The organism is Modestobacter lacusdianchii (genome assembly GCF_054177765.1).
Genome location: NZ_JBJJTJ010000009.1, coordinates 46838 through 60855, shown reverse-complemented (window position 1 = coordinate 60855; position 14018 = coordinate 46838). Strand labels below are relative to the sequence as shown.

12 protein-coding genes are annotated in these 14018 nt (G+C 73.8%); 2 read left to right on the top strand and 10 right to left on the bottom strand.

The genetic code is table 11. The annotated features are described in order from the left end of the window. The first annotated feature begins 59 nt into the window (after positions 1–59). Positions 60–1142, top strand: a complete 1083-nt coding sequence (gene disA / locus ACJTNH_RS08680) for a DNA integrity scanning diadenylate cyclase DisA (RefSeq protein ID WP_458174637.1) — start codon at positions 60–62, stop codon at positions 1140–1142. A 38-nt stretch (positions 1143–1180) separates the two neighbouring features. Here the strand turns inward: disA and ACJTNH_RS08675 are convergent, their stop codons facing one another. After that, entirely contained in the window at positions 1181–1885 is a 705-nt protein-coding gene (locus ACJTNH_RS08675; protein WP_458174635.1) for a MucR family transcriptional regulator, read from the bottom strand. 180 nt (positions 1886–2065) lie between these two features. On the opposite strand from ACJTNH_RS08675, the gene ACJTNH_RS08670 reads away from it, so the two are divergent. Beyond that, positions 2066–2965, top strand: a complete 900-nt coding sequence (locus ACJTNH_RS08670; protein WP_458174633.1) for an A/G-specific adenine glycosylase — start codon at positions 2066–2068, stop codon at positions 2963–2965. Between the two features lie 278 nt (positions 2966–3243). Here ACJTNH_RS08670 and ACJTNH_RS08665 read toward each other — a convergent pair whose 3' ends face one another. The 9 genes from ACJTNH_RS08665 to ACJTNH_RS08625 all read right to left on the bottom strand — a co-directional run bounded on the left by ACJTNH_RS08665 (position 3244) and on the right by ACJTNH_RS08625 (position 13983). Then, the gene (locus tag ACJTNH_RS08665) at positions 3244–5787 is read right to left on the bottom strand and encodes an ATP-dependent Clp protease ATP-binding subunit (RefSeq protein ID WP_458174802.1); all 2544 of its coding nucleotides are present in this window, start codon (positions 5785–5787) and stop codon (positions 3244–3246) included. A gap of 439 nt (positions 5788–6226) precedes the next feature. After that, complete coding sequence (locus tag ACJTNH_RS08660; RefSeq protein WP_458174631.1) at positions 6227–6580, bottom strand: histone-like nucleoid-structuring protein Lsr2; 354 nt, start codon at positions 6578–6580, stop codon at positions 6227–6229. Between the two features lie 142 nt (positions 6581–6722). Next, entirely contained in the window at positions 6723–8228 is a 1506-nt protein-coding gene (gene lysS / locus ACJTNH_RS08655) for a lysine--tRNA ligase (protein ID WP_458174629.1), read from the bottom strand. Between the two features lie 10 nt (positions 8229–8238). Then, positions 8239–9051, bottom strand: a complete 813-nt coding sequence (locus ACJTNH_RS08650; RefSeq protein WP_458174627.1) for a type III pantothenate kinase — start codon at positions 9049–9051, stop codon at positions 8239–8241. Position 9052: 1 nt separating this feature from the next. Continuing rightward, entirely contained in the window at positions 9053–10006 is a 954-nt protein-coding gene (gene nadC / locus ACJTNH_RS08645) for a carboxylating nicotinate-nucleotide diphosphorylase (RefSeq protein WP_458174625.1), read from the bottom strand. Next, positions 10003–11670 carry an L-aspartate oxidase gene (locus ACJTNH_RS08640; protein ID WP_458174623.1) on the bottom strand — a complete coding sequence of 556 codons (1668 nt, stop codon included), beginning with the start codon at positions 11668–11670 and terminating at the stop codon, positions 10003–10005. Before ACJTNH_RS08640 ends, nadC begins: the two co-directional genes overlap by 4 nt. Further along, a complete protein-coding gene (gene panD / locus ACJTNH_RS08635) occupies positions 11667–12173 on the bottom strand; it encodes an aspartate 1-decarboxylase (protein ID WP_458174621.1) in 507 nt (168 codons plus the stop codon). The genes ACJTNH_RS08640 and panD overlap by 4 nt, the downstream gene beginning before the upstream one ends. Further along, positions 12170–13024 (bottom strand): pantoate--beta-alanine ligase, encoded by an 855-nt coding sequence (panC, locus tag ACJTNH_RS08630; RefSeq protein WP_458174619.1) that lies wholly within the window; start codon positions 13022–13024, stop codon positions 12170–12172. Before panC ends, panD begins: the two co-directional genes overlap by 4 nt. Then, positions 13021–13983, bottom strand: coding sequence for a Rossmann-like and DUF2520 domain-containing protein (locus tag ACJTNH_RS08625; protein ID WP_458174617.1), 963 nt, complete (start codon positions 13981–13983; stop codon positions 13021–13023). Before ACJTNH_RS08625 ends, panC begins: the two co-directional genes overlap by 4 nt. Between the last annotated feature and the right edge of the window lie 35 nt (positions 13984–14018).

Sequence of the window (14018 nt, the reverse complement as noted above, 5' to 3'; positions counted from 1 at the left end):
AGCGCCGCACCCCCGCCCCGTAAGATCGGACGCAGGACCACCGACCGTCAGGAGCGCTCGTGCCCCCCGCTGTGGACTCTGAGGCCGCACTGCGGGAACTGCTCGGTCGGATCGCCCCTGGTACCGCCCTCCGGGACGGCTTGGAGCGGATCCTCGCCGGCCGCACCGGGGCGCTGATCGTGCTCGGCTACGACCGGGTGGTCGAGTCGCTGTGCACCGGCGGGTTCGCCCTGGACGTCGCGCTGTCGGCCACCCGGCTCCGCGAGCTGGCCAAGATGGACGGCGCGGTGATCGTCTCCTACGACGGCACCCGGATCGTCCGCGCCGGGGTGCACCTGATGCCCGACCCGACGATCCCCACCGAGGAGTCCGGCACGCGACACCGCACCGCGGAGCGGGTGGCGCTGCAGACCGGCTTCCCGGTCATCTCGGTCAGCCAGTCGATGCACATCATCTCGGTGTACGTGGCCGGCCGCCGGTACACCCTCGAGCACCCGACCACGATCCTCGCCCGGGCCAACCAGGCGCTGGCCGCGCTCGAGCGCTACAAGCTCCGCCTCGACGAGGTCGCCAGCACCCTCTCTGCCCTGGAGATCGAGGACCTGGTCACCGTGCGCGACGCGATGAGCGTCAGCCAGCGCCTGGAGATGGTCCGCCGCATCGCCGACGAGATCGAGGGCTTCGTCGTCGAGCTGGGCACCGACGGCCGCCTGCTGGCCCTGCAGCTGGACGAGATGCTCGCCGGCGTCGAGGAGGACCGCGGTCTGCTGGTCCGCGACTACCTGCCCAGCGGTCGCCGGGAGCGCACCGGCGAGGAGGTGCTCGGCGACCTGCGGGCACTGTCGGCCACCGAGCTCCTCGACCTCTCCGCCGTCGCCCGCTGCTACGGGCTGCCGACGTCCCCCGACGCCCTCGACTCCCCGGTCAGCCCGCGCGGCTACCGGCTGCTCGCCCGGGTGCCCCGGCTGCCGGCCAGCATCATCGACCGGTTGGTCAGCCACTTCGGCGGGCTGCAGAAGCTGCTGGCCGCCACCATCGAGGACCTGCTGGCCGTCGAGGGCGTGGGCGAGGCCCGGGCCCGGGGCATCCGCGAGGGCCTGTCCCGGCTCGCAGAGACCTCGATCCTCGACCGCTACAGCTGACGGAGGGCCCGCAGCGAGCCTGACGACCCCCGCGCCCGTCAGGTCAGGGTGAACGCGGCGTCGGCGCTGGTGTCGGTGTCCAGCCGCGCGCGCAGCACGTAGTCGCCAGGCGGCGGTGTCGCCCGGTCGCCGGTGCAGCCCGGGACGCTGGTCAGTCCGCCCCAGAGCACCGGGAAGACGGCGGTCTCGCCCGGCTGCAGCGTGCGCTGGTCGGTCGTGGTCTCCGGGAAGCAGTCGTTGCTGCCCCACACCCGCGTGCCCGTCAGGTCCAGCAGCACGATCTCCTGCAGCGCCTTGTCCAGGTCGCGGACGCAGGACACCGGCGAGGTGTTCGTGACCACCAGGTCGAACGTCGGCTTGCTGCCGACGGGTGCGCTGGCCGGGTCGGGGCGCACCTCCACCGCGATCATGTCGTCGCCGCACGGACCACCGGCCACCTGCGCCGGCGGCGCGGGCACCTCATCAGCGGCCGGCTCCGGCGCGGGCGGCGCCGGTGCGGTCGTCGGCGGGACGGTGGGCAGCTGGACGGCGGCCAGGGCGGGCACCACCTGCTCCAGGCCCGGGATGGGTGCCGCTGCCGCCGCGGCCTCCCCGGCGACGTCGGTCGATGTGTTGGCGTCACCGGTCGCAGCGGCCACGGCCACCCATCCCCCACCGCCGAGCACACCCAGGGCGCAGCCGAGGGCCAGCAGACGCCGCCGCCAGTAGACGGAGGCTGGCAGCGGGCCGACCGGGTGCAGCACGCCGCGACGCTAACCGGCTGTCCGCTCCACGCAGGCACGCCACGCCACGCATCCCGAGTGCTCGTCGATCAGGGGCGCGCCGCCCGCCGCCGACGCCCGGCGCTTGGTGACCCAGCGTGGCGGCAGGACCCACCCACCACCGCACCGGCAGCCGCACCGTCGGGGGCAGACTGGACGCCTGTGAGCACTCCCCTGCCCGAGGCCGGCCCCGTCGACGTCCCGGTCGGTGAGGTGGTCGTCGACTGGTACGCCGGCGCGGCCCGGGACCTGCCGTGGCGTGCGCCCGGCACCGACCCGTGGGCGGTGCTGGTCAGCGAGGTGATGCTGCAGCAGACCCCGGTCGCCCGGGTCGAGCCGGTCTGGCGCGCCTGGCTGGAGCGCTGGCCGACCCCCGCACACCTGGCCGCCGCCACCCCGGCGGACGTCATCCGCGCCTGGGGGAAGCTGGGCTACCCACGGCGCGCCCTGCGGCTGCGGGAGGCCGCCGTCGCGATCACCGAGCGGCACGCCGGCGTGGTGCCCGCAGACGTCGCCGAGCTCGAGGCGCTGCCGGGGGTCGGCACCTACACCGCGCGGGCGGTCGCCTGCTTCGGGTACGGCAGTCGCCAGCCGGTGGTGGACACCAACGTGCGCCGGGTGGTCGCCCGGTTGGTGCACGGCCGGGCGGAGGCGGCGTCGGCCCGTGCGTCCGACCTGGCCGACATCGCCGCCCTCGCTCCGGTCGACGACGCCCGCGCCGTCCGGTTCTCGGTCGCGGTCATGGAGCTGGGGGCGCTGGTCTGCGTCGCCGGGACGCCGCGGTGCGGGGTCTGCCCGGTGCGCGAGCGCTGCGCGTGGCGGCTGTCCGGCTCCCCCGCTCACGACGGCCCGGCACGGCGGGTGCAGAAGTTCGCCGGAACCGACCGGCAGGTCCGAGGACGGCTGCTGGACGTGCTGCGCGCGGCAGACGGGCCGGTGCCGGCCGAGGCCCTGACCGCGACCTGGGACGACGCCGTGCAGCGGTCCCGGTGCCTGGACTCGCTGCTGGTCGACGGCCTGGTCGAGCAGACCCCCGACGGCCGGTTCGCGCTCCCCCACTGACCCCCGTCCGCCCTCACCACAGCGCGCGGGCTTCATCGCGCGAAAGCGCGGAGCTTCATCGCGAGAAAGCGCGGGGCTTCATCGCGCGAAAGCACGGAGCTTCATCGCGCGAAAGCACGGAGCTTCATCGCGCGAGAGCGCGGGGCTTCGTCGCGCGAAAGCGCGGGGGGCGGTCACGCGCGGGGGTTCGGGCGGTCCGGGGGGCATGACAAAGGGCCGCCCCCCGCTCGCGCGGGGGACGGCCCTTGGTCATGACCCGTCCGGAGACGGGCGTGGTGTCACTCGGCCTGGGCTGCCGCCGGGCCGTCGTCCTCGCCGTCGGCGCCGGTGAGGGCGACGGGCGGGGTGTCGGGCAGGTCGATCGGCTTGGCCTCACCGCGGAAGGTGAAGGTCGAGGCGGTCGGGTCGGCGTTCTCCTCGACGTCCACCACGATGATCTGACCAGCGGCCAGCTCGCCGTAGAGGATCTTCTCCGAGAGCGCGTCCTCGATCTCCCGCTGGATGGTCCGGCGCAGCGGCCGGGCACCCAGGACCGGGTCGAAGCCACGGGCGGCGAGGAGCTTCTTCGCCGCCGGGGTGACCTCCAGGGACATGTCCTTGTTCGACAGCTGCGTCTCCAGGCGGCCGAGCATGAGGTCCACGATGTGGATGATCTCGTTCTCGGTCAGCTGGTGGAACACGACGATGTCGTCGATGCGGTTGAGGAACTCGGGCCGGAAGTGCTGCTTGAGCTCCTCGTTGACCTTGAGCTTCATCCGCTCGTAGTTGCTCTGGTTGTCGTTCCCGGCCTGGAAGCCGAGGCCGACGGCCTTGGAGATGTCCCGCGTACCGAGGTTCGTGGTCAGGATCAGGATCGTGTTCTTGAAGTCCACGATCCGGCCCTGACCGTCGGTCAGCCGGCCGTCCTCCAGCACCTGGAGCAGCGTGTTGAAGACATCGGCGTGCGCCTTCTCGATCTCGTCGAAGAGGACCACCGAGAACGGCTTGCGCCGCACCTTCTCGGTCAGCTGGCCACCCTCGTCGTAACCGACGTAGCCGGGAGGGGCACCGACGAGCCGAGACACGGTGAACTTGTCGTGGAACTCGCCCATGTCGATCTGGATGAGGGCGTCGTCCTCGCCGAAGAGGAACTGCGCGAGCGCCTTGGCCAGCTCGGTCTTACCGACACCCGAGGGGCCGGCGAAGATGAACGAGCCACCGGGACGGCGCGGGTCCTTGAGGCCCGCCCGCGTGCGCCGGATCGCCTGGCTGACGCTCTTGATGGCCTCTTCCTGGCCGATGATCCGCTTGTGGAGCTCGTCCTCCATGCGGAGCAGACGCGAGGTCTCCTCCTCGGTGAGCTTGAACACCGGGATGCCGGTCCAGTTGGCGAGGACCTCGGCGATCTGCTCGTCGTCGACCTCGGCGACGACGTCCATGTCGCCGGCCTTCCACTGCTTCTCGCGCTCGGCCTTCTCGCCCAGCAGCTGCTTCTCGGTGTCCCGGAGGGCAGCGGCCTTCTCGAAGTCCTGGGCGTCGATCGCCGACTCCTTCTCGCGGCGGATGCCGGCGATCCGGTCGTCGAACTCGCGCAGGTCCGGCGGGGCGGTCATCCGCTTGATCCGCATCCGGGCGCCGGCCTCGTCGATCAGGTCGATCGCCTTGTCCGGGAGGAAGCGGTCGGAGATGTACCGGTCGGCCAGCGTCGCGGCAGCCACCAGGGCGCTGTCGGTGATGCTGATCCGGTGGTGCGCCTCGTAGCGATCGCGCAGGCCCTTGAGGATCTCCACCGTGTGGGCGAGGGTCGGCTCGCTGACCTGGATGGGCTGGAAGCGGCGCTCGAGCGCGGCGTCCTTCTCCAGGTGCTTGCGGTACTCGTCCAGCGTGGTGGCGCCGATGGTCTGCAGCTCACCGCGCGCCAGCATCGGCTTGAGGATGCTGGCGGCGTCGATCGCGCCCTCGGCGGCGCCCGCCCCGACGAGGGTGTGGATCTCGTCGATGAACAGGATGATGTCGCCGCGGGTGCGGATCTCCTTGAGGACCTTCTTCAGCCGCTCCTCGAAGTCACCGCGGTAGCGGGAACCGGCGACGAGGGCGCCGAGGTCGAGGGTGTAGAGCTGCTTGTCCTTCAGCGTCTCGGGCACCTCGCCCTTGACGATGGCCTGAGCCAGGCCCTCGACGGCGGCGGTCTTGCCGACGCCGGGCTCACCGATCAGCACCGGGTTGTTCTTGGTGCGGCGGGACAGCACCTGCATGACCCGCTCGATCTCCTTGGCCCGCCCGATGACCGGGTCGAGCTTGGAGTCGCGCGCGGCCTGGGTCAGGTTGCGGCCGAACTGGTCGAGGACCAGCGAGGTCGACGGGGTGCCCTCGGCGGGCCCGCCGGCGGCGGCCGGCTCCTTGCCCTGGTAGCCGGACAGCAGCTGGATGACCTGCTGGCGGACGCGGTTGAGGTCGGCGCCGAGCTTGACCAGGACCTGGGCGGCGACGCCCTCGCCCTCGCGGATCAGACCCAGCAGGATGTGCTCGGTGCCGATGTAGTTGTGGCCGAGCTGCAGCGCCTCGCGCAGCGACAGCTCCAGGACCTTCTTGGCGCGCGGCGTGAAGGGGATGTGGCCGGACGGGGCCTGCTGGCCCTGGCCGATGATCTCCTCCACCTGCTGGCGGACGCCCTCCAGCGAGATGCCGAGCGACTCGAGCGCCTTGGCGGCGACGCCCTCACCCTCGTGGATCAAGCCCAGGAGGATGTGCTCGGTGCCGATGTAGTTGTGGTTGAGCATCCGGGCCTCTTCCTGGGCCAGGACGACCACCCGACGGGCTCGGTCGGTGAACCGTTCGAACATCTGCTGCTTCTCCTCTGACCGGCTGGACCTGCTGTGCTCGTGCCCCTCGAAGGGGACGGTGGACACCCGACGTTCGTCGGCGCGCTGGGGCACCGGTCGCTCCACTGTAGTTCGCACCACCCGATCGGCGTCGAGACCAGGCCGTCGGACCGGATCGGGGGCTCGTAGGAGTCAACTGTCGTCCCACTGGCACTGTTCCGCCGCGGTTACGCCGACAGCGGACGCACGACGGCCCGGCACCTCGATGAGGTGCCGGGCCGCAGGCGAGGGGATGAAGGACGTCGTCCTCCTCGCGACGCGCTCCGCGCGCCGGTGACGTGCTGGAACGGCCCCCTCGCAGGGCCCCGCCGCGAGCTTGCTCGTGGTGGGGGGCGAGGGGAGGAAGGACCTCGTCCTCCTCCCGACGCGCTTCGCGCGCCGCGAGCCTCCGGATGAGGCCTTAGTGCGCGGCCTCGTAGGCCTCGACGACGCTGGCCGGGATGCGGCCGCGGTCGCTGACCTCGTGACCGTTCTTGCGCGCCCAGTCGCGGATCGCGCCGGCCTGCTCGCGGTCCATCCGGCCACCGCCGCCGGTCGCGCGGGAACGGCCGGCACCGGAGGTGCGGGTGCCCCGGCTGCTCACCTTCCGCGCCGCCGAGACGTACTTCCCGAAGACGTCACGCATCTCCGAGGCGTTCTTCTCCGACAGGTCGATCTCGTACGTCGTCCCGTCGAGGGCGAAGGTGACCGTCTCGTCAGCGGGGATGCTGTCGTCGAGGTCGTCGCTCAGGATCACCTGGACCTTGCGTGCCATTTGTCTGCTCACTCCTGTTGCTACGGGCATGTGGACCGTCGAAATTGCTGCCCCGTGTTCGACGCCGGTCATTGCACCACAGTCGGTGTCAATTCCGCCAATCCCGTTGCATTTCCCCAGGAGAATGACCCGGACAGGTGACCTATTGGTGCAGTGGGCGCACCAGAGGGAACAGGATCGTCTCCCGGATGCCCAGACCGGTGAGGGTCATCATCAGGCGGTCGATCCCCATGCCGACGCCCGCGGTGGGCGGCATCCCGTACTCGAGCGCCTCCAGGAAGTCCTCGTCCAACTGCATCGCCTCGGGGTCGCCGGCGGCAGCCAGCAGCGCCTGCTGGGTGAACCGCTCCCGCTGGACGACCGGGTCGACCAGCTCGGAGTAGCCCGTGCCGCGCTCGATCCCGCCGATGTAGAGGTCCCACTTCTCCGCCACACCGGGGTCGGTGCGGTGGGCGCGGGTCAGCGGCGAGGTGTCGATCGGGTAGTCGATGACGAAGGTCGGCGACTGGAGGGTGTGCTGGACGAGGGCCTCGAACAGCTCTTCCACGACCTTCCCGGGCAGCCACGCCGGGTCGACGCCGACCTCGTGCCGCTCGGCGATCTCGCGCAGCCGCTCGACCGGGGTCTGCGGGGTGACCTCCTCACCGACGGCATCCGAGACCACCGAGTACAGCTTGACCTGCGGCCATTCTCCGGAGAGGTCGACCTCGGTGCCGTCGTTGTGTCGTGCCACCTGGTCGCCGAACAGGGCCTCGCAACATTCCTGGATGAGTTCCCGGGTGATGCGGGCACCGTCGGTGTAATCGCCGTGGGCGGCATAGAACTCGAGCATCGCGAACTCCGGCGAGTGCGACGAGTCGGCACCCTCGTTGCGGAAGTTGCGGTTGATCTCGAAGACCCGGTCGAGCCCGCCGACGATGCAGCGCTTGAGGAACAACTCGGGGGCGATGCGCAGGTAGAGGTCGAGGTCGAAGGCGTTCATGTGCGTGCGGAACGGCCGGGCGGTGGCCCCACCGTGCACGGTCTGCAGCATCGGCGTCTCGACCTCGAGGAACTGCCGCCGGGTCAGCCCGGCGCGCAGCGTGGCGTTGACGGTGGCCCGCTGGGCGACGGTGCGCCGGGCCTCGTCGCGCACGATCAGGTCGACGTAGCGGCGGCGGACCCGCAGCTCCTCGCTCATCGGCTTGTGCGCCACCGGCAGGGGCCGCAGCGCCTTGGCCGCCAGCTGCCAGGAGTCGGCGAACACCGACAGCTCGCCGCGGCGCGACGTCCCGACCTCGCCGGTGACGAGCACGTGGTCGCCGAGGTCGACGTCGGCCTTCCAGGCGGCGAGCGCCTCCTCGCCGACCCGGTCGATCGACAGCATCACCTGCAGCTCGGTGTCGCCCTCGCGCAGCGTCGCGAAGCAGAGCTTGCCGGTGTTCCGGGAGAAGATCACCCGCCCGGTCACGCCGACCTGCTCGCCGGTCATCGTGTCCGGCTCCAGGTCGGGGTGCGCGGCACGGACCTCGGCCAGGCCCGTCGTCCGGGCGACGGTCACCGGGTAGGGGTCGATGCCGGCCTCGCGCAGCCGGTCCAGCTTGGCCCGCCGGACCCGCAGCTGCTCCGGGAGCTCGTCGTCGGGCAGGCTGGGCGGTTCTCCACTCACGGCTGCGAGCCTACGGGCGCCGGGACGACGTCCCGCCACCGCTGGCCCGATCGCGGGCGAAGGCCAGCCGCAACCCGTGCACGGTGAGATCGGGCTCACGCTCCCCGATCGAGCGGCAGCTGTCGGCCACCAGCCGGTGCAGCCCGCCGGTGGCCACGACCACCGGGGCCGACCCGAACTGCGCGACCAGCTCCGCGGCGATCCGGGCGACCAGGCCGTCGACCAGCCCGGCGAAGCCCAGGACGAGACCGGACTGCAGCGCGGCCACGGTGTTCTTGCCGATCGCCTGCGGTGGCACGGTGAGCTCCACCGACCGCAGCTGCGCGGCCCGGGTGGCCAGCGCCTCCAGGCTCACCTCCACCCCGGGGGCCAGCGCCCCGCCGAGGAACTGCCCGTCGGGCCCGATCGCGTCCACGTTGGTCGAGGTGCCGAAGTCCACGACCACGACCGGCCGGCCGCTGCCGTCGGGGCGCCGCCCGAAGAGCTCGTGGGCGGCCAGCGCGGTGACCACCCGGTCGGCGCCCACCTCGCGGGGGTTGTCGACGTGCAACGGCACCCCGGTGCGCACCCCCGGCCCGATCAGCGTCACCGGGACGGCGAGCCGGTCCAGCAGCTGGCGCAGCGCGGGCAGCAGCGCCGGGACGGTCGAGCAGGCGGCGACGCCGGTGACCTCGGTGTCGCGCAGCAGCGCCCGCCAGAGCATGTGCAGCTCGTCGGCGGTGGCGTGCGGGGCGGTGGTCACCCGCCAGCAGTCGACCCGCCGGTCGCCGTCGAAGGTGGCGAGCACGGTCTGGCTGTTGCCGACGTCGACGGTGAGCAGCACGTCAGTCCGTTCGCAGGTCGAGCGCGAGGTCGAGGATCGGCGCCGAGTGGGTCAGCGCCCCGACGGAGAGGTAGTCGACGCCGGTGTCGGCGACCTCCCGGGCGACGTCCAGGGTCAGCCCGCCGGTGGCCTCCAGGTCGACGTCCAGGTCGCCGACCAGCGTGACGGCCTGCCGCAGCTGGTCGGGGGTCATGTTGTCCAGCAGCAGGAAGTCCGCGCCCGCGTCGATCGCCTCGCCGACCTGGTCGAGGGTGTCGCACTCGACCTGCACGGTGACCCGGGGCGCCCGCTCGCGGACCAGCGCGACGGCGGCGGCCACCGACCCGGCGGCGGCGACGTGGTTGTCCTTGACCATCGCCACGTCGTAGAGGCCCATCCGCTTGTTCGACCCGCCGCCGCAGCGCACCGCGTACTTCTCCAGCGGCCGCAGCCCCGGCGTGGTCTTCCGGGTGTCCAGCACGACGGCGCCGGTGCCGGCCACCGCATCGACCCAGGCCCGGGTGGCGGTGGCGATGCCGCTGGCCCGGCTGGCGATGTTCAGCGCGCTGCGCTCGGCGGCCAGCAGCGCCCGCACCGGCCCGCGCACGGTCAGCAGCACGTCGCCGCGGCGCACCCGGTCGCCGTCCGTGGCGCCCGCGGTGAGGGTGGCCCCCGGGGCGAGCCGGGTGAACACCCGGGCGGCCACCGGCAGGCCGGCGACGACGCCGTCGGCGCGGGCGACCAGGTCGGCGGTGCCGAACCGGGTGCCGGGCACGGTGGCCGCGCTGGTCACGTCGTAGCCGACGGCGACGTCGGGGGCGCTGGGCAGCGGCGCACCGCCGGTGAGGTCCTCGGTGAGGGTGCGCTCGACCAGCTCGTCGACCCAGCCGGCGGCCAGGCCGGTGCCGGTCAGGTCGGTGGGGTCGGTGGGCAGCGATCGGCTCGCCGGTGTGGTCACCGGGTCATGCTCGCTCACCAGTCCACCGCCACGGCAGTGCCGACCGGACGGCGGGTCAGCCGGACCCCGCCCTCGGCGTCCAGCCGGACGTCGAGGTGCACCCGCCAGTCGTCGGCGGCGTCGGGGTGGTCCTCCCGCCAGTGGCAGCCGCGGGTCTCCTGCCGCGCGGCGGCCGCAGCGGTGATCGCGGTGGCCACGGTGAGCAGGTCGGTGGTCTCCCAGCCGGGCACCCCCGGGACGGCGGTGGTCCGCTCGGCCAGCGCCGCCAGCCGGCCGGCCGCCTCGGCGAGCCCGGGACCGCTGCGCAGCGCGGCGACCCGGGCCGACATGGTGGCGGTCAGCGGCGCGCGGGCGGCGACGTCGACCAGGCCCTCGGGCCGCTCGTCGGCGGGCGCGGCGGGAGCGGGCACCGGCAGCTCCCGGGCCAGCGCCGCCCCGATCCGGCCGGCGAAGACCAGGCCCTCCAGCAGCGAGTTCGACGCCAGCCGGTTGGCCCCGTGCACGCCGGTGCAGGCCACCTCCCCGCAGGCGTAGAGGCCCGGGACGGTGGTGCGGCCGGTCAGGTCGGTGGCCAGCCCGCCGGAGGCGTAGTGCGCGGCCGGGGTGACGGGCACCAGCTCGGTGACCGGGTCGATCCCGGCCTCGCGGCAGCGGGCCACGATGGTCGGGAAGCGGTCCGCGAGGCCGGGCACCGCGCGGGCGTCCAGCCAGACGTGGTCGACCCCGTCGCGCAACTGCACCCGGGTGATCGCCTTGGCGACGACGTCCCGGGGGGCCAGCTCGGCGAGCTCGTGGACGCCGGTCATGAACCGCTCGCCGGCCCCGTCGCGCAGCACCGCGCCCTCGCCGCGCAGTGCCTCCGAGACCAGCGGCTGCTGACCGCGGGCCGCCGGGCCCAGGTACAGCGACGTGGGGTGGAACTGCACGAACTCCAGGTCGGTGGCGACCGCCCCGGCCCGCAGGCCGAGCGCCACCCCGTCGCCGGTGGAGACGCCCGGGTTGGTGGTCGCCGCGTACACCTGCCCCATGCCGCCGGTGGCCAGCACCACCGCGCGCGAGCGCACCGCGCCGACGCCGTCCGCGCTGCCCTCGCCGAGCACGTGCAGGGTGACCCCGGCGGCCCGCCCGTCGGCGTCCCGCACCAGGTCCAGCACCATCGCGTGCTCGACCAGCGTGACCCCGGGGTCGGCGGCCACCGCGTCGCGCAGCGCGCGCTGCACCTCCGCACCCGTGGCGTCACCACCGGCGTGCACGATCCGGTCGGTGGAGTGCCCGCCCTCCCGGGTGAGCAGCAGCCGGCCGGACGGGTCGCGGTCGAAGGCAGCGCCCCAGCTGATCAGCTGGTGCAGCCGCGCCGGCCCCTCGGTGACCAGCGCCTGCACCGCGGCCGGGTCGCAGAGCCCGACCCCGGCCACCTCGGTGTCCCGGGCGTGCGCGGCCGGGGTGTCGGCCGGGTCGAGGACGGCGGCGATACCGCCCTGCGCCCAGCGGGTCGAGCCGTCGTCCACCTCGACCTTGGTGACCACGGCGACCGACAGCCCGGCGGCGCGGGCGTGCAGCGCCACGCAGAGGCCGGCGACCCCGGAGCCGACCACACAGACGTCGGCGGTCAACTCCCAGCCCGGCTCGGGCGCGCGCAGCCGCAACGGCAGGCCGGTCACCGGCTCCGCGGCGAGGGTCACCGGATCGGGACGCCGAGCGGTGGAAGGACCCCGTCCTGCCCTCCACTCGCAGGCTCGCGAGGGAACCCGGGACGGGGCCGAGGACGCTCGACCGCAAGCGGGCTGCGTTCGTGGTCGTCGGCACCGGGCACCGGGGCGGAGGGGTCGGCACCGAGCTCGACGACGCGGTTGTCGGCGTCGACGTGCACCACCCTGGGCAGGTACGACTTCGCCTCGGTCTCGTCCATCAGGCCGTAGCTGATCAGGATCACCAGGTCGCCGGGGTGCACCAGGTGCGCAGCGGCGCCGTTGATGCCGAGCACGCCCGTGCCCCGCTCGCCGGGGATGACGTAGGTCTCCAGCCGGGCGCCGTTGGTGACGTCGACGATCGCCACCTGCTCACCGGCCAGCAGGTCGGCGGCGTCCATCAGGTCCTCGTCGACGGTGACCGACCCGACGTAGTGCAGGTCGGCCTGGGTCACCGTGGCCCGGTGGATCTTGCTCTTGAGCATGGTGCGCATCATCGGGGGCTCCCCAGTTCTACGGCCGTGTTGTCGATCAGTCGGGTGCTGCCGGCGCGGGCGGCGACCAGCAGTCGGGCGGGGCCGGTGGCGGGCGCCGGTCCCAGGTCTGGATCGGTCAGTTCCAGGTAGTCCTGGAGCAGACCGGGCGCGGCGGCCAGCACCTCGCGGGCGGCAGCGAGGACGGCGCCGGCGCCCTCCGGTCCGGCTGCGGTTCCGGCCCGCAGTGCTCTGGACAACGCCGCCGCGGTGCTGCGCTGTTCCGCGGAGAGGTAGCGGTTGCGGGAGCTCAGCGCCATGCCGTCGTCCTCGCGGACCGTGGGCACGCCGACGACCTCCACGCCCAGGGCCAGCTCGCGGGCCATCGCCCGGATCAGCGTCAGCTGCTGGTAGTCCTTCTCGCCGAACACCGCGACGTCGGGGCGGACCAGCCCGAACAGCTTCGCCACGACGGTGAGCACGCCGGCGAAGTGCCCGGGCCGCACGGCGCCCTCGAGGACGTCGCCCAGCGGGCCGGGCTGCACGGTCACGCCCAGCGACCCGGGCGGGTAGACCTCGTCCACCGGCGGGTGGAACACCAGGTCGGCGCCCTCCTCGGCCAGCGCGGCGAGGTCGGCGTCCCAGGTGCGGGGGTAGCGGTCGAAGTCCTCCCCCGGGCCGAACTGGGTGGGGTTGACGAACACCGAGACGACCACGCTGCCACCGCGCTCGCGGGCGGCGCGCACCAGCGTGCGGTGCCCCTCGTGCAGCGCGCCCATGGTCGGCACGAGCACCACCGGGCCCGGCAGGGCGGCGCGGCGGGTGTGCAGCTCGGCGGTGGTCTCGGCGACCGCCGGGCGGGTCGTGGCGGTCATCGGGCGGTCTCCTCGGCCGAGTCGAGCAGGTCCAGCAGCGGCGTCCCCTCGTGCCGGCGGAGCCGGCCCGACGCCAGCGCCCGCTCGGTGGTCCGCCGGGCCATGGCCACGTAGGCGTCGACCGAGGACGGCGCCCGTTCGGTGAGCGTCTGCAGGTGGGCGGCGACCGTGCCGACGTCCCCCCGGCTGACCGGACCGGTGAGCGCCTGGTCACCACGGCGCAGACCGCCCTCCAGCGCGGCGGTCAGCAGCGGGGTCAGCACCCGGGCCGGGTCGTCGACCCCGGCGGTGCGCAGCAGGTCGGCGGCCTCGGCGACCAGGGTGACCAGGTGGTTCGCGCCGGTGACCAGGGCCGCGTGCCAGAGCCCGCGGTCGGCCTCGGCGACCCAGACCGGCTCGCCGCCCATCTCCAGCACGAGGGTCTCGGCGACGGCCCGGTGCTCCGGCCGACTGGTCACGCCGAAGGGCGCGGCCACGAGCCGGTCGCGGTCCTCCGGGCCGCCGGTGAAGGTCATCACCGGGTGCAGGGCGAGGGAGAGGACGCCGGCGCGCTCGGCCGGCTCGAGGACGGCCAGGCCGTGCGCGCCCGAGGTGTGGAAGAGCAGCTGGCCGCGGCGCCACGCGCCGGTCTCGGCGAGCCCGGTGACCAGCCCGGGCAGCGTGTCGTCGGGGACGGCGAGCACGACCAGGTCGCTGGTGGCGACCACCTCGTCGGCGGGCCGCAGCGGGACGCCGGGCAGCAGCCGGGCGGCGCGCCGCTGCGAGTCGCTGGACAGGCCCGAGGCGGCGACCACGTCGTGTCCGGCGGCGGCGAGCGCAGCGCCGAGCACCGCACCGACCCGGCCGGCGCCGACGACGCCCACGCGGAGGCGGGCGGGGGCGGCCGCGGCCGGGAGCAGCCCGGCGGCGGGGACGGCGGGGCGCGCGCGGTCGGCCGCGCGCGGGGGACGGTTCGACATCCCGGTGCACCTCTCGTTCCAGTCCCTGGCGGGTA